The sequence below is a fragment of the Vibrio sp. V10_P2A27P122 genome (genome assembly GCF_963874335.1).
In the GTDB taxonomy this organism is placed as follows: Bacteria; Pseudomonadota; Gammaproteobacteria; order Enterobacterales; family Vibrionaceae; genus Vibrio; species Vibrio anguillarum.
Genome location: NZ_CAWNHY010000033.1, coordinates 19,118 through 41,104 on the forward strand (window position 1 = coordinate 19,118; position 21,987 = coordinate 41,104).

Consider the following 21,987-nt stretch of genomic DNA (forward strand, 5'->3'; position numbering starts at 1 on the left):
AATGCAAGCTGAAGTAAAGTGGGTCGAAAATTTCAAGTTCTTGGGCCAATCCCAATCTGGTCATTCGGTGGTGATGGATGGCAGTGGTGGTGCAACCGCGCCTAGCCCGATGGAGATGGTTCTTATGGCCGCGGGAGGTTGTAGCTCTGTGGATGTGGTTGATGGCTTAAAATCGGCCAATCAACAGGTCACTGCATGTAACGCCAAATTGACGGCTGAGCGCCGTGAAACCGCACCTCGGATTTTTACGCTAGTCAATATCCATTTCGACGTATCAGGCGTTGATCTTGACCCTAATGTCGTTGAAAAAGTGACGGCCGATTCATTAGAAAAGTACTGTTCTGTCTGCTTAATGTTAGGCAAAGGTGTCACAATGACTCACAGTTGGTCGATTGTTTAAGCCATTCAATCAATAAGACTAGGAAAAAGCAATATGCTCTGATCTTGCCTTTTCCTGTGCGTTACAGGTTGGTTGAAATTAAAGAGGAAAGTGAAACAGTGAGCTTTTCTCTTTTTTCTTTTGTTTATCCAAGTAGTCTAAATACACTAGATGCATAAGGAGGAACGGCTCATGACCGAAATGGAAAAAATGATGAATGGTATGGTGTTTGACGGTGCAGACCCAGAAATGGAAGCTATTCGTAGCAAAGCAGGACATTTACTGTTGCAGATCAACCAATGCGCCGATGCTACAGCCCGCCATCAATTGCAAACTCAGCTATATCGTCAAATTGGCCAACAAAGTGTGGTGCAGCCTCCTTTCTATTGTGAATTCGGTGAAACAATTTCCATTGGTGATGAAACCTTTATCAACATGAATGTCACTATGCTTGATGGCGCTAAAATCACGATTGGTAATCATGTTTTGATTGGCCCTAACACCCAGTTTTATACACCAGCGCATGCTTTGGATTATCGCAGCCGCCGCTTGTGGGAAACATTTTGTAAGCCGATTACGGTTGAAGATGACGTATGGATTGGTGGCAACGTTGTGATTAATCAAGGAGTCACGATTGGTGCGCGTTCGGTTGTCGCGGCAAATTCAGTGGTCAATCAGGATGTGCCAGCTGATAGCCTAGTCGGAGGCACACCAGCGAGAGTGCTCCGTTCATTAAAAGAAATGAATGGAACATCTGACCTGCATAGTTCAGTTAAGGAAGGGCATCATTGAAGCAGCATAAACATACACTATTTGGTGTTGCGGCTATCTTGCTGTGGAGCTGTCTAATGGGGCTAATCAGAACAGTCACCGAGCAATTTAGCCCAATTGGTGGGGCGGCGCTGATTTACACTGTGAGCTCAGTATTTCTGATGCTTGTCATGGGTGTGCCTAAATTCAAACACTTTTCTCTGCGTTATGTTCTGATCGGTGGCGCGCTTTTTGTGAGCTACGAAATCTGCTTAGCATTAGCGTTAGGTATGGCCAATGATCGCCATCAAGCGCTCGAGATGGCGGTGATTAACTATTTGTGGCCAGCCTTGACGGTGTTGTTTGCGGTATTTCTCAGCCGTAAACCCGTCCATATTCTTGTGTATCCAAGCGTTGCGCTCGCATTTGTTGGGGTTGCTTGGACCATTACTGGTGATAGTGGGTTTTCGGTGATGCAAATATCAGCCAATATTGCGACTAATCCCTTAACCTATAGCATGGCGTTTGGCGGGGCGATTATTTGGGCTGTTTATTGCAATATCACCAAACAATTAGCCAATGGACAAAATGCCATTATCCTGTTCTTTATGGCTACTGCTATCGCCCTCTGGATTAAGTATTTTCTTAGCGGCGAAAGCACTTTAGTGTTTACCGTTCCAGCAACCTTGAATTTAGCGTTAACGGGTGTGGTGATGGGCAGCGGTTATGCACTTTGGAATGTGGCAATCTTGCGTGGCAACATGGTTCTATTGGCGACTCTTTCTTATTTTACGCCAGTGATTTCAACCTTGCTTTCATCGCTAATCTTAGGTGTAGCGCTTGGGCTAAGCTTTTGGCAAGGTGTGATTATGGTGACGATGGGTTCTTTAATTTGTTGGTGGGCGACCAGAGAACGTCAATCGACGGTGCAAGAGAAAATGCCAATAGCCTGACATCGCAACAGCTTTGCTATGTATAAAAAAAGCCCTCTCGGGAACGAGAGGGCTTTTTCCGTTTAATTGAGACTGATTAACGAGCTACGTTCATGGTTAATTGCAGTACGAATGGCAGCTTTGATAAACGCTTATGTAGCGAGCGACGAGTACTTTCGATATCTTCGAGTGCAATCATTTCATTCTCATCAGGGCGAATATCGACATTGACCCACAGCTCATGACCGACTTTAGTCACCGCAGTCAACTCGATATCTTGCTCTGATTCTTCACCTACGGCAATGACACCTTGATCCACGGTTTTACAAATCTCTTTGCTTGGTGACATCATCAACAATTCACGTGTTGCCGATTTAAGCATGTCATAAGGCACTTTGATAAAGTAAAACGACATTAATAGCATCATGATTGGGTCTGCATAGACGGCATATTTTGCCCAAGGAGACAAGGTCATCAACCAAGCGGCAATGAAGCCGACCGTTACCGCGACGCTTAATAGCGTGTCCATTTGCCACTGTTTTACTTCAGCGTCAATCAAACCAGAAGAGTAACGTTTACTCTTGTTGACCATGAACCACCACGCAATCGCACAACCAATCACGTTCACTGTGCCAAAAACAGTTGCGATAGAAGCATCCACTTCTCGACCACCGCTAAACAATGCTATGACAGCCGAGTACAACGAATAACTCACGACTAACAAAATAACGCTGGCTTTGATAGCAATAACCGCAGGTTCTAGCACCGCGCGTCCAAAGGGAAAAGTCGAGTCAGAAGGTTTACGAATGTAGCGTGACGCCACCAGCGACAATAATGTTAACAGCAAACTAACCAGTGAATACACACCGTCAAACACGATAACCAGTGAACCGACAAGCATACCAACCACAAGTCCGCCACCAGCAAAGCCAGAAGCTAAAAGGGCCGAAATCGTCAAAATGCGATTTTCATTATTTCTTGTTCGAGCACACATAAAAGACTACCTGTTGAAAACATGCTGTTATTTTGGCTTAAAGCACGGTTTTGACAATCTCTAAGTGCATTGGTCGTTGGCTTGAATATTGGGAAGTAAGTTTATTTTTAATTAAAACAATTAGTTATGAGTTTATTTGCCTGTCAGGATAATTGACGCTGACTGTCTTCGCTTTAGATTGTTTGAAATGTGGGCATCTTGAAAGCTAAACAACGAAAATTAAAAATCAAACAAATAGTCACGCAACTTATCGGCTAACCAGTTCATGCCAGGGTGTTCGGCCATGCCCGTGGCCGTAAACATGCAGTAATCTTCTTGAGTGAGACCGTAGGTGTGCTTAATCACCGTTAGTTTTTGTTCACGTAGGAAGTGGCGAATTAAAGGTTCTGGCAATACGCCCCATGCATTCTCAGTCAAGATGGTATTGAGCATGTAATCGAAACTGGAGAAGCCAATGTAGCGACGAGAGAAAGGTTGTAATTCGGGGTTATCTTTTTCGTTTAAATAGACCATCACGGCTTGCATTGCTCTGCGCAGTTCTTCGTCGGTGACTCGCGAAATTTTAGTTAGCGGGTGGTCACTTTTGCACACCGACATCATCCGGATTTTACCCAAAGGTTGATAAGTGATCCGCGGGTCGTTGATTCTTTCGTAATCGACGCCAAAAGCAAAATCGACTTGATGAGTGGCAATCAAGTTGGCTAAGTCGCCGCTTGAAGCCAATACAAGGTTAAACGAGGTCGCGGGAAAACGATTATTCAGCTGGTGTGCAAAATCTTGCCACAAGGCATCAGGAAGAGAATCATCACGGGCAATCCACATCTCGGCGTTGAAGCCCCGTGATATTTGCGTACAGGTGTGTTTTATACGTGCAATGGTCACCAAAACACTTTCACAATCTTTATAAATTGCTTTCCCCGCTTCAGATAAGGTCAGGTTGTTGCCGGTGCGCACAAAAAGAGCGGTATCGAGCTCTTTCTCCAACGCTTTAATCGCCATACTGAGTTTGGTTCGGTTACATTCTAATTGTCGCGCCGCTTCGGAGACTGAGCCAGTGTCCGCGACAGAGAAAAATGCTTCAATTTGAGAAAGGTTCATAACGTTCTCTAAGGCACAATAATGGGTTGATCATAAACAATTTTAGTACCACTGCCTACCTGATGTTCTTCTACCAACTGACGGTTTTCTCGCCAATCAAAGCCAGTTCATCATTTCTTAGTCAAGATTGAGCTGTAACTCTATGAACGTAACACAGTTTTGGTTTATTCTTGGGAAAATTTCCCCAATACAAGAAGTAACACGGAGGCCATGATGGCGAACGAATGGGATGAGTGTGCGGCTCAGTGGGAGCAGGACGAATCCACAACGCTTTTTGCTCAAAATGTGTTTCAGCAATTGCAGAAACGGGTCACTCTCGAAGGTAAACATGTTCTTGATTTCGGGTGTGGTACGGGTTTGCTGAGCCAAATGATGTCTCGCCATGCCAGAGATATTGTCGCGCTCGATGGCTCTGAGGCCATGATTGAAGAGTTGGATAAAAAAGAGTTGGTCAACGTTGAACCCGTGGTGGATTTTCTGACCCGTGGTCTAGTCGCGCAACATCCGGCCTTTCGCAAACAATTCGATCTTGTTGTGGCGTCATCTGTGTGCGCGTTTGTGCCGAATCTTAATGAAGTATTTACCATCATTCATTCTCTATTAGATGAGCATGGCGTTTTTATTCATTGGGACTGGTTGGTTGAAGAAGATGATCCTGACTATGGTCTTAGCCAAAACCAAATTGAGACACAACTGAAAAGCGCAGGTTTTAGCCAAGTGGAAACCGCAGTTGCGTTTGAGATTAAAAATTCAAAAGGTCTAGCGCCAGTAGTGATGGGCATTGGTAGGAAATAACATCATAAAGTCGATGGTTTTCCAGATTGAGAATGGCTTATTTACATTATTTCACTGTTCCATAATGACCAACTTGCGTAAGCTCTAGCTTGTTGATAAGTGTCATGATAGTCACTCCCTAGAAGACTATAAGGCATTGATCACGAATAATTCTGTTTGTTGACTGATAACTCATGGCTAGGGTTAAGCAAAAATAAAAGCACATCAGAAGATAAATAAAGAAGGCCAGCGCAAAATAGTGCTGGCCTTCTTTATTTTAAGCATTGAGCTACTTTATTTTGAGCATTGAGCTAAATTTTCAATGTTGATTCACAAACATCAGTGTGGTTTTTTGAGCTGATCACACAACCATTTCAAAGCTTGGTCGTTCATACTGGGCTTATTCCACACTAAGCTGTAAGCCACTTTCCCATAATTGAAAGGTAACGGTTTGACGAGCAATCCCTTAGCTTGCATCGCTTGTTCCGCCCAGCGTTTGGAGCAAGTAAAGAGTGAGTCAGTATGCTTGCATAAGATGGCGGCCGCACCAAAGTCAGCAACAACAACCGGAACATGACGAGCTCGATGAGATTGAGCTAAATTCTGTTCAAAAAAAGGTTCAGCCAGCTCTTTGTCCATGATGCCGATATGCGATTGAGCAAGGTAGTGATCGATAGTGAGTACTTCATTGGCTAAAGCATGATCACTACGCATTAAGCAGACCATTTCATCGTGAGCAATCACTTCCCACACGAGTTCTTTATCTCGCGTTGGGGGCTGGCTGATATCGTGTGGCAAAATGACGAAATCAATCAGCCCGCTTTGCAGGGCGTCGAAGCCATAGTGATCTTTCGAGTAGATAGTAAAGGAAGCTTGCGGTGCATGATTTTTTATTACGTTTGTCAAAATAGGAGCAAACAACTCAAAGGCACTTTCTCGCATCGCAAGGCGGTATTTCCCCTGATAATGTTGAGGTTCGAAATTTGAGTGATGCAGCAATCCATTCATGCTAGAGAGGATTGAATGAACAGTGGGGCCCATTTGCAGAGCGAAAGGGGTAGGTATCAAATGTGTGCCGTCACGATAAAATAGTTCATCTTCCAAGAGAATGCGCAATTGCGACAAGTTTTTACTGATGCTTGAAGGGCTAATGCAGAGCTGGGCCGCTGTTTGCGTGACGCTGCGGGTACTGAGCATGACGTGTAGCGCTGTTAAGTGTTTTAAACTGATTCTTGAAAGGTGAATATAATCCATAAATAAAGGCGGTTCCTCCAAACTTTTTCAAAAGCATATCACTGACATACTGATAAATTACACGAAAAGATGCGGGTTATTTGACAAGCTGCCGAAATATTTACCGCTGTGCCTACATCAACTTCCATCGCCTTTATTTCAAGAATAATGTTTATGTAAACAGCGCGTGGATTTCTTCTAATACATGAGGATTGGCAATGGCACCTAAGTTTTTGACTGTCTCGCCATGAAGTAGTTGCTTCACCGCGAGTTCTACTAGTTTTCCTGATTTGGTGCGAGGCACATCACTGATGGAATGGATTTGCGCAGGAACATGACGAGGGGAGCAGTTTTCTCTTAGGCGCTGTTTGATGGTGTTCACCAGTAGGGTGTTGAGTTCGCACTGTGGAGCCAGTTGTACAAAAAGGATGATCTGCTCATCATTATCGATTTTCTGACCCACTGCGACCGAATCTTGTATTTCAGGCAAGCTATTCACTTGCTGATAAATTTCCGCCGTGCCGATACGCACGCCTCCAGGGTTTAAGGTGGTGTCACTGCGCCCATAAAAACGTATTCCACCATTGTCGGTCCACTCAACTTCATCACCGTGGTGCCATACACCAGAGAACTTGCTCCAATACGCATCGTGATAACGTTGGCCATCATCATGCCAAAACCCGATGGGTTGATTAGGGAAACTGTTGCAGCAGACTAACTCTCCCCGTTGTTGTATCACGGGTTGACCAAGGTCGTTAAATACGGCGACATCAAGTCCTAAGCCTGCGCCTTGGCATTCTCCTCGATACACCGGCCATATGGGGTTGCCAAGCACGAAGCAGCCACAAATATCGGTTCCACCCGAGATAGAGGCGAGGTGTAAGTCCGCTTTTATGTTGGCGTATACATAATCAAACTGTTTTGGGTACAAAACCGAACCTGTTGAACATAATGTTTTCAGTGAGGAGAGAGGGTAGTAATCGCTCGGTGAATACGCGGTTTTTTGCAGTGCCTCTAAATATTTGGCCGATGTACCGAACAAAGTGATGTTGGCTTCTTCTGCCAAATCCCACAATACACCCGGTTGCGGATACATTGGGCTACCATCATAAATAACCAACGTAGCACCGCTAGCGAGCGCCGAAACATGCCAGTTCCACATCATCCACCCACAAGTGGTGTAATAAAACACACGATCGCCCGGTTGAATATCACAGTGTAATTGATGCTCTTTGAGATGATTTAAAATCGTACCGCCAACCGAATGGGCGATGCATTTGGGTTTACCTGTCGTACCTGATGAGTACAAGATAAACAGTGGGTCATTGAAGCTAACGCGTTCATAGCGTAGCCCACGTGGAAGGTAACTTGCGAGAATTGCATTCCAATCAGAAAAAGCGTCGTTAAAATCAGCCGTGAGTGAGCGTTGCTGTAAATATTCGATCTGACAAATGTTGTGTAGGCTCGAAATAGCATCGGCAATCTGACCGTTTTTTTCTTCCATGAGATGGGTTTTGCCATTAAACGTATACCCATTGCAGCAGAATAAAATTTTGGGTTGTACTTGGCCGAAACGCTCCACTACGCTGTCGACACCGAAATCAGGAGAGGTTGATGTCCAAACGGCTCCTAAGCTAGTAGTCGCTAACATAGCCACTAAAGTTTCGGTCATATAGGGTAAGTAACCGGCGACAACATCACCTTTTTCAACTCCATTTTGTTTTAACCACTGCTGGATAATAGAAACCTGATCACTGAGTTGCTGCCATGTTAGCTTCTTGCTTTGCCCATTTTCATTTTTAAACCAAACGGCAATGCCTTCCGGTTGTTGAAACGCATAAGAGAGCAGATTTTCCGCGTAGTTCAATTGTGCTTGGGGAAACCAAATTGTGTCTCTGGCAGCGGTGAAGTCGTCCCATCTCGCAATCCCCTCACCGTAAATGCAGTTACCACGAAAGCCGATCACATCGCAAAATTGCCACACTTCTAACCAAAATTGTTTTCTCTCGGCAACGGACCAGAGATGCAGTTGTGAGTAGCTTTCTATCGCCTCACCTTGCATATTAATGTGCTCAATAAACTGGTTTAAATTGGACGCTTTGATGCGGTCTTGGCTAGGGACCCAAAGCGGTGTGTGCGGCGTCAAATTTTCTTCAAACATAATCGCGTTCCCTACAACCCTACAAGTGGGTATATATCCGTTTATTTTCTGATCTGTTGGCACTGTTTAGTGTTGTCGGCGAACGCCGTAAAGTCAAACGGGTTGGCCATAATCATATCCATGATATCTAAGTAAAAAAACCATAAATGTAAAATATTTGTTACGCGCGAGCGTCGTCAGATGTCGAGCCTAAGATTGGCAGACTTTTCACGAGGCGATAGGCTTAATGTAATCGGTTTGTTAAAAGGTTGTGGTATGATGCAGTATCATTCTAAGCCATTAAATAGCAAAGGTTTCATTGACTGGAGTAACGAAGAGGATCGGATTTGGTATGATCTGATCGCACGTCAAGAGACCGTCGTTGAGCAGCGAGCATGCCAAGCCTATTTGGATGGGTTAGCGATGCTGCAACTCTCTAAAGATCAGGTTCCTCAGTTGCCCGATATCAACCGTATTTTGCAACGTGAAACCGGATGGCAAGTCGAGCCGGTGCCCGCTTTAATTAATTTCGATCGATTTTTCGCCTTGTTGGCAGAGAAAAAATTTCCAGTTGCCACGTTTTTGCGTAGCCGTGAAGAGTTTGACTATTTGCAAGAACCGGATTTTTTTCATGAGATTTTTGGTCATTGCGCGATGCTTACTCATCCTGATTTTGCATCATTTACTCAGGTTTACGGCAAGCTTGGGGCTAACGCGAGCCCAAAACAGAGAGCTTATTTGGCGCGGCTCTATTGGTTTACGGTCGAATTTGGTTTAGTGCAAGAAAGTGACGGTGTAAAAATCTATGGCGGAGGTATTTTATCCTCCCCCGCTGAAACCGTGTATAGCCTTGATAATCAAACGGCCATACGTGAAAAATTTGACATCCAACAAGTGCTGAGAACGCCATATCGTATTGATATAATGCAACCCATTTACTATGTGTTGGATGATCTACGAGATCTGTACCGTTTGAGCCAAGAAAATCTTGTACAGCAGGTAGAAAGTGCCATGCAGGCAGGCTTGTTGGCCCCCTTATTTCAACCCAAGGAAGAGACCCATGCTTGAAGAATTACGTTGTGAAGCTTGTAGCCTTGATGCGCTAGCATTATCGATCCCCGAGCAGCAGCAACTACTCACTGAACTTGAGGGGTGGTCTATTGTTGTACGTGATGGCATCCCCCAGTTGGAAAAAGTGTATGTGCTCAAAAACTTCAAGTTGGCGTGGGCATTTTCTAACCAAGTTGCTCAATTAGCTGAAGCGGAATTCCACCACCCCAGTTTGTTATTAGAGTGGGGCAAAGTGACCGTGACTTGGTGGAGCCATTCCATCAAAGGATTGCACAAAAACGATTTTATCTGCGCCGCAAAATGTGATGGATTAATCGATTAAAATTAATACTATCAATGTGTTAGGTTTAGATCTCGACCTGATGGTTATTTTCCCTTCGTTGTGCACTTGAAGCTGCAGCAGTGCTGGCTACGTTTGCTCACCCCAAGCCTAGAGTTTACTTGTGCTCATGGGGATGAGCTCACTTACCGCCTACCTGCAACTTCAAGCTGTTTGGATGTATCCGGTCGTTTTTTTACGCAAAAGCCAAACCGTGACCTACACTTTGAAAAGCTCATAATACAAATTTCATATAAACCCAGTGGCTGGGGGCGACGATGGCTTTACAAAAAGTTGTTCATTTCTATGCGTAGGGTTTGACTATGAAAATATCAACGAAAATCATTGCGGCATGTACTATCTTGTGTTCAGTTAGCGTGGTAATCAGCGGTGGTTTTGTTGGGTGGCGAGCATCAGAGCTCTCAAGCCAAGCACTTTATGACCGAGCCGCAAATCAACTTACCTCCGTACGCGAAATCAAAAAGAGTGAAATAACTAACTATTTCAAACAGATCCGTCTGCAAATTGAGACCTTGTCTTCCGAGGTATCGACTCAAGAAGCAATGGATTCTTTTACTCGTTCGTTCTCTCGTTATCCTGCCCACCGTATAACGCCCCAAGATACGGATGCGCTAGAACGGTATTATCGTGATCAGTTTGGTCGTACTTACCGTCAGGAAAACAATGGCAGTCAGCCAAATGAACTTGGTGCATTTGCACAGCTTTCAGAGCAGGGAAAAGCACTGCAGGCTCGCTACATCGGCGTAAACCCTAACGAGCTTGGATCCAAACATCACTTGGATTTTGATTCATTGGGCAGCAGCTATGATGAAGCTCACCGGCGTTATCACGCCTCATTTAGGCGATTTTTAGAAGCGTTTGGCTATTACGATATTTTCCTTGTCGATTTGTCAGGCAACGTGGTTTATACCGTGTTTAAAGAACTGGATTTTGCGACCAATTTATCAACTGGCGCATATCAAAATTCGGGGCTAGGCCATGCATTTGCTAAGGCAAAAAACTTGCAAGAGGGGCAATCCTACCTCGAAGATTTTGCACCTTATTATCCTTCCTATGAGGCAGCGGCTTCGTTTATTTCGGCCCCAATTTTCAAAGAACAGCAGCGGGTAGGTACGCTGATCTTTCAGATGCCGATCGATGTGATCAACAACATCATGACATTTGGCGGTAGCTGGGCTGATGCGGGGCTCGGTAAAAGTGGAGAAACTTACCTTGTGGGGCAAGATGGTTTATTGCGCAGTCAATCACGGTTTTTATTAGAAGATCCTGAGCAATACTTTCAAACCTTAACTGATATTGGTGTTGAGCCTGCCACCATTGAGCAAATCAAAACCAAGGGTTCGGCCATTGGACGTCAACGCATCAAGACCGACGCGGTACGACAGGCATTGGCGGGTGGACAAGGCCTAGAAACCATCAAAGACTATCGTAATGTTGAAGTACTTTCGGCTTACGCACCTCTGGATGTTTTAGGACAAAAATGGGCTATATTAACTGAAATCGATCAATCTGAGGCGTTGCAAGATGTCTCGACTTTAGAGCGTTCAGTACTGCAAACTGTGTTGATTAGCATTGCTGTTCTTGTGGTGCTCTCACTCTTTATTTCTTACATCGTGGGAAGTGGTATATCCAAACCTATCCGCAGTGCGTCGTTAGAGCTGCATCGGATTAATCAGGAGAATGATTTAACCGCGCGTTTAAGTGAAAAGGGTAAAGATGAAATGGCGGAAGTTGCGGTTGCCTTTAACCAGCTATTTAGCAGCTTACAGAAAACCATTGAGCAGTTTGCGCGGGCGACGGAGTCACTCAACGGCAGCACTCATCGTATGTCTTCCAATATGGAGAGTACGCGAGGCGCTGTTGCCGAGCAGAGTATGAGAACAGAATCGGTCGCGGCGGCGGTAAATCAAATGAGTGCTTCAATTGGCGAGGTAGCGCAGTTTGCTAGCCGAGCTGCCGATTATGTGAAATCAGCTAATGATACAGGGTCACAAAGTGTCGACGTCGGGGAAGCGTTGGGAAATGAAATCAGTTTGTTGAGCGATGAGATGAGGATGGCGGTGGAAGCTATTGAGCGGCTCCATAGTGAAAGTAATTCTATTGCTGAAGTGCTTGATGTTATCCAAGGTATCGCCGAGCAGACCAACTTACTGGCCCTTAATGCGGCGATTGAAGCAGCACGTGCTGGCGAGCAGGGTCGTGGTTTTGCGGTCGTTGCCGATGAAGTGCGATCATTAGCAGGGCGCACGCAGACTTCTACTGAAGAGATCCGTAAAAAAATCGATTCGCTACAACATGAAATAAACAGTGTGTCGCAGGGAATTGAAAAGGCCAATAAAACCGTGGTGAAAGGGGTTGAAACCTGCCATTTGAATACGGATATGCTTGCTCAAATCATGTCGATGTTAACCGAACTGAATGACATGAATGTGCAAATTGCTGCCGCGACAGAAGAGCAAAAATCAGTAACGGATGAAATCAGCAGCAGTATTACTTCGATTGCTGATGCCTCACTGTCGGTTTCTGGGCAGGTGAATGATGTTGATGGGGTGCTTACCGACCTTTCTGGGCAAGCAGAGACACTAAATAGTGAGATTGCTCAGTTCAAATATAAGGCGTAACACTAAGACATTTCCTACTTAATCAGCAACTGTGTTGGTTACATTCGCTCCAAGCATAGAGTTATACTCGGTTTAACTATGCTTGGAGCGTTGAAGGCTCTGTCTCGTTGACCAAGTTATTGATCCAACGTTTGGAATAGATCCGTTGTGTTGTAAGGATAATTTTGACGGCCTCTTCAAGCATAATAGCCATCATAACCCAATGCAAAGGCCAGCCAAGAACCAACCCTGTGTAATAAGCCAACGGAATGCCAATCGCCCATTGGCCAAATAAGTCAATGAAAATACTGTAGTTAATATCGCCGCCACTTTTTAACACGCCACCGATACCGACCATATTAAATACCCGTAGTACCATCCCAAACGCCATTACTAAGCAAACATTCACGGCCATTTGTGTATCATGCAGTGGACTTTTTTCGATCAAAGCGTAAATCCAAGGTTCAGCCAAAAAGCAGAACAATGCCAGCAGCAACGCCAGCCCGCAGCTAGTAAGTACATACCACCAAGAAGTCTGCGCGGCACGTTCGTAACGCTGTGCACCAATTTCATGTCCAAGCAAGATAGAGGCGGCCACGGCAAATCCAAGAAAGGCGGAAATGAGTACACTTTCAATGGGGGAAAGCAGTGAGATAATCGCAAGTTCAGAAACGCCCAACTGGCCGACAATAACGTTGTAAATCAAAATGCCAGCCGCCCATGCTGAATCGTGAATAATCATTGGCCTTGCGACTTTAAAATAGCGCTGTCTATGGTGTTTCATTTTTGCTTGCTGCCAGTTTTCGCGATTGGGCAATAGATGAGCGTAATGTCGCTTTACTTGCCAAAAAAGAAGCATGGTTTGACAGCCGCGTGAGATGCTTGTGCCAATCGCTGCACCCACAACCCCCAATTCTGGAAAGCCGAACAGGCCAAAGATGAGTAAAGCGTTTAAGACAGCGTTAATAATGATGGCCAGAATACTTACTTGAGTTGGCAACTTTGCCACGCCGACAGAACGTAGTGCGCTCTCTAGTGGCACTACTAATGCGGTACAAAATAAGCTAAGTGCTGTGATCCATAAATAATCCGTGGCTAGTGTGACGTATTGAGCATCATTGGCCACTAAAGAAACAACAGACTGAGGTATCCACAAATAGAGCAGCATAAAGGGGAGTGTAAACAGCAGAGCCACTATCCAAGATTGAGCCAATGTCCGTTTTATGCCCTCGATGTTACCTGCACCAAAATATTGCGAAGCTAACACGCTTACTGCACCGCTAGCGCCAACAATAACGATGAGATTAAAGAAAAATATTCGGTTGCCAACACCAACGGCCGCCGTAGCGGATTCACCTAATTGGCTGACCATAAAAATATCCACTACACCTAACAGTGAAAACAGCATTGACTGGAGGGATACCGGTACGCCAATATCGATCAATTTGCGCCAAAATTGACGGTCTAGCTGATGAAAGGGAGTCATAAACATGCTGCATTACCTCATTTTGATATGCGGCAAGTGTAAATCGAATCGTAATTTTTGTATTCTCTCAATACCTCTATAACTTTTGCCAAACTCTCATATGTCAGACAAGCAAGAACGGTATTCCATCTCAGATAAAACACATCAAGAATTTATTGACCAAAGTCGCGTCTTAGCATTGGAGCAAAGCGGCATTGTGCAATGCGGAATTGCAACCTGCCGCGAAATGTTTTCTGTTTATCGGAAAAATCAGAGCATGCATATGCTGTTATACACGGTGAAGGGAAAAGGTTGGCTTGCGAGTGGGAGCGACCGTTACTTACTGGAACCGAGCTCATTAATTGTGGTACCTGCGGGTGTCGAAAATGGTTTTGGAATTGAAGAAGAAGAGTGGCAAGTGGTGTGGATCTTTCTTGCACCACAGCGTCATTGGAAAAACACAGTAAAAGAAGAAATACATTACACATTAACGCCTATCGCTGCGGTCATGTATGCGAGTATTCAAGCGCTACTGCGAACCTTAACATTGCCTGCTGAGCTTGGTGAGCAGGTCGGGCAACGCATTGTTGAACAGATAGAAATCATGCTCCGAGCACCGATTGAACTGCCGCTCTCGCGTACTTTGTTGCGTTTAAATCGCGTCTTTCAGCGTGTCCAGAGCCAGCTGCATAAAGATTGGACAATAGAAAATCTCGCCGCATTATTTCCTTGCTCGCAAGCTCATTTACATCGTTTATGTCAGCAGCACTTTGGCCACAGTCCTAAAGCCCACTTAACGCGAATGCGTATGGAGTACGCCGCTCGTTTGCTTGTTTCTACCGACTGGTCAATCCAACATGTCGGTGACATTGTCGGCTATCCTAACCCAGCAAACTTTAGTACTCGTTTTAAGGTATGGAGCCATTGCACACCACGAGAATTTCGTAAAAAACGAAATGATTAATTCCACGGCATTGGTAAATGGCACTCTTCATTCATAAACTTTTTTATCTACTAAACGCGATGAAATTATTGCACCTCGAGCACGGCTTATGAAGGTGATTGAAATATCAATATCATTGAGTATATGGCTTGTAAAAATCAATTTATTCATCACATTAATTAGATTCTAACCACCAACAAAACGGTTATGTGCTAAACCTATAAGAGTAGGAATATTGTCAATATAGAGAGATAAGCGATGGATCTGTTTGCGGATTTTCGACAAGAGGCTCAACTAAAGAGCCAGGAGAGTCATGAACTTAGTGTTGAAAATAAACCATGGCGAGTACTGCTAGTCGATGATGATGAGCAGATGCACCAGATCACTCGTTTAGCGCTAAGAGGGTTTTCATTTCAAGGACGGCCACTAGAGCTACTGTCTGCTATGTCTGGTCTTGAAGCCAGAGAAGTGCTGAATACTCAGCCCGATATAGCTTTAGCGCTCGTTGATGTAGTTATGGAGACGGAACACGCGGGGTTAGATTTAGTTAGGCATATCCGTGAAGAGTGTAAGAATAGAATCATTCGTTTGGTATTACGTACCGGGCAAGCAGGGCAAGCCCCCGAAGATACGGTCATCCAAGAGTATGAAATTGATGACTATAAAGAGAAAACAGAACTTACCACACAAAAACTCAGAACCCTGCTCTATTCGATGTTGCGATCTTATCGGGATCTTTGTTTGATAGAAGAGCAAAAAGAGGGGCTTAAACGCGTGATTGAAGCCTCAGCGAAGGTACAAAATACCACAACCTTACAAACCTATGCTGAATCGGTACTGAGCCAGCTCACTTCTTTACTTAAACTCCATGCATCGGCATTTTATTGTATCGTTCAGCCTAAATCTGAAGGCGAAGGTTCGTGTGCTTTAACGTTGGCGGCTATTGGAGGATTTGTCGATTTTTATTCTGACTGTGATTTCTCGCGCTTACCTTCGGAAGTGGCTAAGCGCTGCCAGCTTGCACTGCAAAGCAAAATGTCTCATAGCTACGATGATGCCTCTGTACTTTATATGACAGACAGCCGTGGCGTAGAGAATCTACTCTATATCAATTTACTTGAGCGCTTATCTGAAAATGACGAACGTTTGCTTGAAATCTATATGTATAACATAGGGTTAACTTTTGAAAACTTAAATTTACAGCTTGATTTACGCGAAACATCGAGGGAGCTTGTTTATAACTTAGCCAATGCCGTCGAAGCCAGAAGCAAAGAAACAGGAGCTCACGTACAGCGGGTTTCTCTGATCTGTGAAAAATTAGCCACATTAATGACCCTACCTGAGCAGGATATTTATATGATTAAAAATGCGTCACCCCTGCACGATGTAGGTAAAGTGGCGATCCCTGACAGTATTCTTCATAAACCAGGGAAATTGGACGCTCAAGAATGGGCGATCATGCAAAAACACGTGGAATACGGTGTTGATATCTTAAGTCGTTCAAAACGCAGTTTAATTATCAAAGCGAAAGAGATTGCCGGTTCTCACCATGAAAAATGGGATGGAAGCGGTTACCCAAACCAATTAGCCGGTGAAGGCATTCCTATCAGTGGCAGAATCACAGCATTAGCTGATGTGTTTGATGCTCTTGGTTCTAAACGCAGTTATAAAGATGCTTGGCCGGAAGAGACAATCAAACAAGAAATTGTCGCGCAAAAAGGAAAACATTTTGATCCGATGTTGGTCGATCTGATGCTGGCGCATTGGGATGATTTCATCACTATTCGTGAACAGTTTCCAGACTAGAATCTTTTTTGGAACCGAAAAATAAATCCGTTTTCAGGGAGTAGGATAGAGTGAAAAGCAACCAATTAAAGACGATTGTTGGCTTGTGTACGTCTAGCTTAGCCATCGTTCAGATTCCTTTTGTACAAGCACAAATTGATCCTTCAAATCCCAAACTTAATGAACCTAAACAAATGGTCGCACACCTTGGTGAACTCCCTGGACTGATTAATGCGGATGGTTCGGGGCCATTTGTCGAATTAGTGAGGTACATGGATAAGGTCGACCCTGATACAGAGATCCATATTGAAGTTTTCCCTTTGCATCGAGCTGTACATGGGGTCGTTAATAAGCAAGCTGACTTTGCCTTACCCGCGATTTATGTTGATGATCCTGAAGGAAAGTTACCATTTCGTTTTAGTACGAAGTCGTTCGGTTTAGTGGCACATGTTCTTTATACAAATAAAGCCAATCGAATCACGTCAGAACAGCTTTGGAGCCAGCCTGATAAATACTACGTTGAGGCCGTTCCTAGCTATATACCTTTTGAAGTTGCGCGCTCAAATAGCATCAATGCTTCACTACTTAAAGTAGCCGCTGGACGTATTGATGGATTTGTCTGGGCACAAGAAGAAGCGGATATTGCGCTGAAAAGTTTAGGTTTAGAGAATGTTTCACGCCAACACTTTGCCGATTTCAAGGATGTATTTGTCATTGCTCACGGCTCTAAAGGCGATGAGGTTGATCAATACTTAACGCGAATACTCTCTCAACTAGAGGAAAGTGGAGAGTTGAAAATACTCTATGATGCTATTCACCGTCCTTACGATGATTGGCAACCTTGACCCTCTTACTTTCTATCTATTATTACTTTCTGTTTATTATTACTGCATCATTTATTGCAGCATCATCATTAACAAGTTCAAGGGCCTTAGGGAGAGTAAAAACGTAATGAACACCTTGGCCAACATTAGAACTAAAATCTAGTTTTCCTTGTAATTTTTGAGTCGCTAGATTAAAGACAAGATTCAAGCCAAGCCCTGATCCGCCACGGCCTCTTTTGCTGGTAAAAAAGGGTTCAAAGATTTTATGGTGCAGTTTTGGTTCGACGCCACAGCCATTATCTTTATATTCTAAGAGGATATTTTCTCCTTCCTGTTTGAACGCAATGGTTATGATGGGGTTTTGCTCATCACTAAAAGCGTGGTTGACGCTATTCATCACTAGATTAGAGACTATTTGAGTCAATACTCCAGGTAAGCTGTTCATGGTTAGTCCTTCATCGCCCTCTAGTACGGGTATAACAGGGATTTTCCTAGTCTCGGGATGAAGACTGGCGATAAGCGCGCTTAATACTTGGTGGATTGAGAATTGACTACGACTCTCAGATACCTGATCGACCGCTGTTTGTTTAAAGTCTCGGATCAGTTTGGCAGCACGATTTAAGTTGCTTTCAAGCATCGTATTGGTTTCATTCATTCTCTGCATCAATTCAGAAAACTGCTGACTTGTGAGCGTTTGGTTGGCGAAGGCGCTATTTAGCTCTTGTGTTACCTCAATGATTACCGAACTTGCGGTCACCGCGATACCTAATGGCGTGTTGACTTCATGCGCCACCCCTGCAACTAAACCACCTAAAGCCGCTAATTTCTCAGATTCAATCAACTGTGTTTGCGTGGCTTTTAGTTGCTCAATACTGTTTTCCAGATCGCAGGTTCGCTTGGCGACTTGACGCTCTAAGTTTTGGTTGAGTTTTTGTAGTTCAAGCTGCGCCAGTTTTAGCTCGGTAATATTAATGGCTGTGCCCCGTAACCCGAGAAACATATCCTTCTCATATCGTGCTACTGCTTGAAACATCAAATAGTGCTTACAATCATTGATGATAATTGTCTCTTCACACATTGAAAACGAGCAGTGTTTAGTAATGGATTGGAGTAATTTTTTCATATCTCGCAGTGAGTCAATCTCTGAAAGTAGTGGCTTGCTATTTTCACTGATCTCTAAAGCTTGACGCATGGGTTCGGAAGTGTAAATCAACCTGTCAGTACTATCCGTCTCCCATAACCAGTCGGATGAGACGTCCGTAAAATCGGCTAATCGTTCTTGTTCAAGTTTTATATTACTGTACAACGTAGTTACATTTCCGGTAATTTTATTGGTCTCATCGGCCAGCCAAGTGAGTTCATCGTTATGCCCCATAATCCATTTCTTATGAGGAAGTTTTAGTGGTTTTGGGGGATGGCGAGGGTTGTATTTGCGTAAGTATTGAGCAATAGCGAAGACACGTCGATTTACGCTCTCATGAAAAATCATCAAAATAGCGTAACAAATAAAGGCAGTCTTAATCGCGTTCACGACCAATATCAGTAGAAACTGCTTGATTAAGTAGTTGTAGATTTCTTGAGCATTAGACTCAACGTAGATCTCACCAATCTGCTCTTTGGCTTCCGTTTTTGGGTTGATATAAAGCATGGGATAACGGTGTGCGACTAATTGCTCCATCACTTTTTCTCCGGCACTGAATTGATAACCGCCAGACGTGATTTCCAAATAATCAATTTTAGGTAAGTTCACTAAGCCATCTAAGCGCTGTTGAAGCGTCACGAGATCATAATTCCATAAAGAAGCGGCAAGCAGTTCGGCATGAACAAATTCTATTTCGTGATGACGCTGAGCCACATCATCGAACTCTCTGTCATAGTCGAAATATGTTTGTGCTAACGTTGTCATCAGGGTGACAGCACCACTTAAAATGACAAGGAAAAAAATGATCCTGCGACCAATACGACTCGATAGTGGGTTATCAATGCTTTCATTAAATGTTCGGCTTTTGTTCATCCTGCTTCTCATTTTTTTGAGTGATAATTTGAGTATAGATGTCACATGAGAAGTGTGGATAACATCTTATTGACTACACTATAAAAAATAGTCAAAACATTGGAGGGAGTTCATGCGTTGGATATGGATATTGTGTGTGATAAGTGCGCCCGTGATGGCGGGAAAAGTACTTTTAATAGAGAGCTACGAGCAAGGTTATGAATGGGACGCTAGCTATGTATCCGCCCTTAAGCAGTCGTTAACGCCTGCGCATGAACTGCATACCTTTGAGATGGACACCAAACGTGTACCAGCGAGCCGTTATTCACAAATCGCCGCACAAGCCTTTAGCCAATATCAGAACCTGAAACCACAGGTGGTGGTTTTAGGTGACGACAATGCGTTGGTTTATATGCTGCCGAAACTCTACAACGAGCCAATCTCAATCGTGTTTCTGGGGATTAATTCAAACCCACGAAAATTCATGGCTCAATACCAAGGGCAAGCCAAAGTGACCGGTATTTTAGAGCGCCCCCTCTATGTGAAAACCATGGGAGAAATTGGCCGGATGCTCGATAAAGATAAGCGTAAAGTATTGGTGTTATTTGATTCGGGTAGTACGGCGAGTATTGCGTTGGAATTTATGCAAACCCAAGCGAGTATGATTGAAAAGAATTTAGGCATTGCGACAGAGATAGCTTCAGTGGCGACAGAGAAAGAATGGCAGACAAGAATAAGCACAGCTAAAGAGCAAGGATTTGGCGCCATAGTCGTGGGGCTTTACCAAACCTTGGTCGATGAGAGCGAAAATAATGTGCCAGCGGATACTGTATTAACGTGGACAAACCAACATACAGAGGTTCCTTTATTTGGTTTTTGGGATTTTTCGATCGGTGCGGGCAAAGCGGCTGGGGGTGTAGTGTTAGCCGGTCGTGACCAAGGCGAAATGGCGGGCAAGACAGTGTTACGCATTTTAAATAATAATGAAGACGCAAGCCGCATTCCTATCCAAATCGGCCAGAAAGGGCGTGCTATTTATCATCAGGGCGAAATGTCACGCTGGGGGTTAAGCGTACCGGAAGGATGGATGAAGATTGACTGACTTTGATGAGACTGTATTGAATTGTCGAATTCAGCATTACGTCTAAAATAAAAAAAGCAAATAAAAAAGCAGAGAGGCGGGTACCTGTCTGCTTTTTCTTCATTACAGTTTATTAAACAGCCAATGGCATTTCATTTGATGGATCATGTTTACTGTAAACTCGAATCAAACCAACCACAGCAAACACAGACATCAACAGCATCAATGCGCCAAGCGGCATCTGGTCATGAGCTGGAATAGCCGACGCTAAAAGGGTGGCTAAACCAGCCCCAAGGTTTTGCATACCGCCTAACACAGCACCTCCTGTTCCTGCATGGTAAGGCAGTGGTGTTAACGCTCCAGTGGTCGCTGCGGGAAAGAGAATGCCTGCACCGAGAAAATAGACAGTGGCACCACCAATTAGGGTCAATGCGCTGGTTTGCCCCAACACTCCAGGAACAAACACCACCAATGAACCTAATGCTATCGCTACCAAGCCCACATACAAGGCGCTTTTTTCGTTGAAGTTCAACGCAATAACACTCGATAGCGCCGCACCAACTAAATAACCAGGGATCGGTAAGACAAACAATAAGCTGACGGTGGTGGCAGGCAGTTGCAAAACGCCACCAAGTAATACACCTGCAGCGGCTTCAAACACCGCGACGCCAGAGAACGTCGCCACGAGACAAATTAAATACCCTTGGAAACGTTTGTCACTCAGCACATAGCGATAGCTGTTTGCAACCGATTCGTGTCTGCGAGCCGCTTTAGGCAATGTTTCTACCATACTCGTCATCATAGTGATCACCACGGCAATCGCGAATAGGGATAAAAATAAGTAACTAGAGCGCCAGCCAAAACTTTCTGTTAAGTAGCCACCAAGAACAGGAGCAATGAGTGGCGAAAAAATAACGCACATGCTGATAAGGCTATTGGCCTTATGCAATTCTGCTCCTGAGAAACAGTCTCGAGTAAGGGTTCGAGACATTGCGCCACCACACCCAATGCCAAGCCCTTGAATAAAACTACCGACCAAAAACCAATCGTATTGGTGAGCAAATAATGCGAGTAGTGATCCTGCAATATAAATCAGCAACCCAGCGATAATAATCGGTTTGCGTCCTAGACGGTCTGACAATGGACCATAGACAAATTGTGATAGTCCATAAGGGATTAAATAACATGCCATGACCGCCTGCAGTGATGCAGGAGAAACTAAAAATTCTCCCGCCATATGGCCAATGGACGGGACGTACATCGTTTGTGTCATTTGGCCGACAGCGGTCAAAATCGCAATTAAAAATGTGAGTTTCACTAACGGAAACGATGCGGACATGGTCTATCTCCTGCACAATAGTGCAACTACGAAATATAATTAATATGAATAATGAAACTAATGGCCAGCGTTAAAAGTATCGCTCTTTCGGCGCGAGATATTAGTGAGGCTAGGCGCTTTTATCAATCTAAAAATGTGAAGTTGAGCAAGATAAAAATCTATGATTTGAATTAGAAAAACTAATCATTATTCGGGTGGTTAAAGAGAAATGAAAGACGGTTCCAATGCCTGTGTTGAGTATGGCTC

Annotated in this window: 18 protein-coding genes; 11 read left to right on the forward strand and 7 right to left on the reverse strand. The window is 44.2% G+C overall.

Annotated features, from left to right (window positions below; translation table 11 throughout):
- The first annotated feature begins 1 nt into the window (after nucleotide 1).
- The 3 genes from AACQ17_RS02120 to yddG all read left to right on the forward strand — a co-directional run bounded on the left by AACQ17_RS02120 (nucleotide 2) and on the right by yddG (nucleotide 2,082).
- Nucleotides 2–400, forward strand: a complete 399-nt coding sequence (locus AACQ17_RS02120) for an OsmC family protein (RefSeq protein WP_026028175.1) — start codon at nucleotides 2–4, stop codon at nucleotides 398–400.
- A gap of 171 nt (nucleotides 401–571) precedes the next feature.
- Nucleotides 572–1,171, forward strand: coding sequence for a sugar O-acetyltransferase (locus tag AACQ17_RS02125; RefSeq protein WP_026028176.1), 600 nt, complete (start codon nucleotides 572–574; stop codon nucleotides 1,169–1,171).
- On the forward strand, nucleotides 1,168–2,082 hold the full coding sequence (gene yddG / locus AACQ17_RS02130) for an aromatic amino acid DMT transporter YddG (protein ID WP_094147051.1): 915 nt from the start codon (nucleotides 1,168–1,170) through the stop codon (nucleotides 2,080–2,082). The genes AACQ17_RS02125 and yddG overlap by 4 nt, the downstream gene beginning before the upstream one ends.
- A gap of 76 nt (nucleotides 2,083–2,158) precedes the next feature.
- Here yddG and AACQ17_RS02135 read toward each other — a convergent pair whose 3' ends face one another.
- Together AACQ17_RS02135 and AACQ17_RS02140 are read right to left on the reverse strand one after the other, a co-directional pair.
- Nucleotides 2,159–3,055: a cation diffusion facilitator family transporter gene (locus AACQ17_RS02135; protein ID WP_094147052.1), complete on the reverse strand. Its 897-nt coding sequence runs from the start codon at nucleotides 3,053–3,055 to the stop codon at nucleotides 2,159–2,161.
- A 219-nt stretch (nucleotides 3,056–3,274) separates the two neighbouring features.
- Nucleotides 3,275–4,153, reverse strand: a complete 879-nt coding sequence (locus tag AACQ17_RS02140; protein WP_010319645.1) for a LysR family transcriptional regulator — start codon at nucleotides 4,151–4,153, stop codon at nucleotides 3,275–3,277.
- A 213-nt stretch (nucleotides 4,154–4,366) separates the two neighbouring features.
- On the opposite strand from AACQ17_RS02140, the gene AACQ17_RS02145 reads away from it, so the two are divergent.
- Nucleotides 4,367–4,948: a class I SAM-dependent DNA methyltransferase gene (locus tag AACQ17_RS02145; protein ID WP_049785471.1), complete on the forward strand. Its 582-nt coding sequence runs from the start codon at nucleotides 4,367–4,369 to the stop codon at nucleotides 4,946–4,948.
- 318 nt (nucleotides 4,949–5,266) lie between these two features.
- On the opposite strand, the gene AACQ17_RS02150 is transcribed toward AACQ17_RS02145, so the two are convergent.
- On the reverse strand, nucleotides 5,267–6,181 hold the full coding sequence (locus tag AACQ17_RS02150) for a LysR family transcriptional regulator (RefSeq protein WP_040122741.1): 915 nt from the start codon (nucleotides 6,179–6,181) through the stop codon (nucleotides 5,267–5,269).
- A gap of 151 nt (nucleotides 6,182–6,332) precedes the next feature.
- A complete protein-coding gene (locus AACQ17_RS02155) occupies nucleotides 6,333–8,306 on the reverse strand; it encodes an acetoacetate--CoA ligase (protein ID WP_170935182.1) in 1,974 nt (657 codons plus the stop codon).
- Between the two features lie 270 nt (nucleotides 8,307–8,576).
- Here AACQ17_RS02155 and phhA point away from each other — a divergent pair, with 270 nt between their 5' ends.
- The 3 genes from phhA (at nucleotide 8,577) to AACQ17_RS02170 (ending at nucleotide 12,332) form a co-directional block, all read left to right on the forward strand.
- Entirely contained in the window at nucleotides 8,577–9,368 is a 792-nt protein-coding gene (gene phhA / locus AACQ17_RS02160; RefSeq protein ID WP_017048188.1) for a phenylalanine 4-monooxygenase, read from the forward strand.
- Nucleotides 9,361–9,693, forward strand: coding sequence for a 4a-hydroxytetrahydrobiopterin dehydratase (locus AACQ17_RS02165; protein WP_017048189.1), 333 nt, complete (start codon nucleotides 9,361–9,363; stop codon nucleotides 9,691–9,693). Before phhA ends, AACQ17_RS02165 begins: the two co-directional genes overlap by 8 nt.
- A gap of 314 nt (nucleotides 9,694–10,007) precedes the next feature.
- The gene (locus tag AACQ17_RS02170) at nucleotides 10,008–12,332 is read left to right on the forward strand and encodes a methyl-accepting chemotaxis protein (RefSeq protein ID WP_094147054.1); all 2,325 of its coding nucleotides are present in this window, start codon (nucleotides 10,008–10,010) and stop codon (nucleotides 12,330–12,332) included.
- 76 nt (nucleotides 12,333–12,408) lie between these two features.
- Here the strand turns inward: AACQ17_RS02170 and AACQ17_RS02175 are convergent, their stop codons facing one another.
- Nucleotides 12,409–13,803, reverse strand: a complete 1,395-nt coding sequence (locus AACQ17_RS02175) for an MATE family efflux transporter (protein WP_094147055.1) — start codon at nucleotides 13,801–13,803, stop codon at nucleotides 12,409–12,411.
- A gap of 94 nt (nucleotides 13,804–13,897) precedes the next feature.
- Here AACQ17_RS02175 and AACQ17_RS02180 point away from each other — a divergent pair, with 94 nt between their 5' ends.
- The 3 genes from AACQ17_RS02180 to AACQ17_RS02190 all read left to right on the forward strand — a co-directional run bounded on the left by AACQ17_RS02180 (nucleotide 13,898) and on the right by AACQ17_RS02190 (nucleotide 17,349).
- Nucleotides 13,898–14,740 carry an AraC family transcriptional regulator gene (locus tag AACQ17_RS02180; RefSeq protein WP_026028179.1) on the forward strand — a complete coding sequence of 281 codons (843 nt, stop codon included), beginning with the start codon at nucleotides 13,898–13,900 and terminating at the stop codon, nucleotides 14,738–14,740.
- Nucleotides 14,741–14,977: 237 nt separating this feature from the next.
- Nucleotides 14,978–16,525 carry a DUF3369 domain-containing protein gene (locus tag AACQ17_RS02185; RefSeq protein ID WP_088733172.1) on the forward strand — a complete coding sequence of 516 codons (1,548 nt, stop codon included), beginning with the start codon at nucleotides 14,978–14,980 and terminating at the stop codon, nucleotides 16,523–16,525.
- Nucleotides 16,526–16,575: 50 nt separating this feature from the next.
- A complete protein-coding gene (locus tag AACQ17_RS02190; protein WP_017045093.1) occupies nucleotides 16,576–17,349 on the forward strand; it encodes a transporter substrate-binding domain-containing protein in 774 nt (257 codons plus the stop codon).
- 22 nt (nucleotides 17,350–17,371) lie between these two features.
- Here AACQ17_RS02190 and AACQ17_RS02195 read toward each other — a convergent pair whose 3' ends face one another.
- Nucleotides 17,372–19,342, reverse strand: a complete 1,971-nt coding sequence (locus AACQ17_RS02195) for a sensor histidine kinase (RefSeq protein WP_206211603.1) — start codon at nucleotides 19,340–19,342, stop codon at nucleotides 17,372–17,374.
- 112 nt (nucleotides 19,343–19,454) lie between these two features.
- Between AACQ17_RS02195 and AACQ17_RS02200 the strand changes: the two genes are divergently transcribed.
- Nucleotides 19,455–20,423: an ABC transporter substrate-binding protein gene (locus tag AACQ17_RS02200; RefSeq protein WP_094146898.1), complete on the forward strand. Its 969-nt coding sequence runs from the start codon at nucleotides 19,455–19,457 to the stop codon at nucleotides 20,421–20,423.
- A gap of 112 nt (nucleotides 20,424–20,535) precedes the next feature.
- On the opposite strand, the gene emrD is transcribed toward AACQ17_RS02200, so the two are convergent.
- A complete protein-coding gene (gene emrD / locus AACQ17_RS02205; RefSeq protein WP_013868437.1) occupies nucleotides 20,536–21,741 on the reverse strand; it encodes a multidrug efflux MFS transporter EmrD in 1,206 nt (401 codons plus the stop codon).
- Between the last annotated feature and the right edge of the window lie 246 nt (nucleotides 21,742–21,987).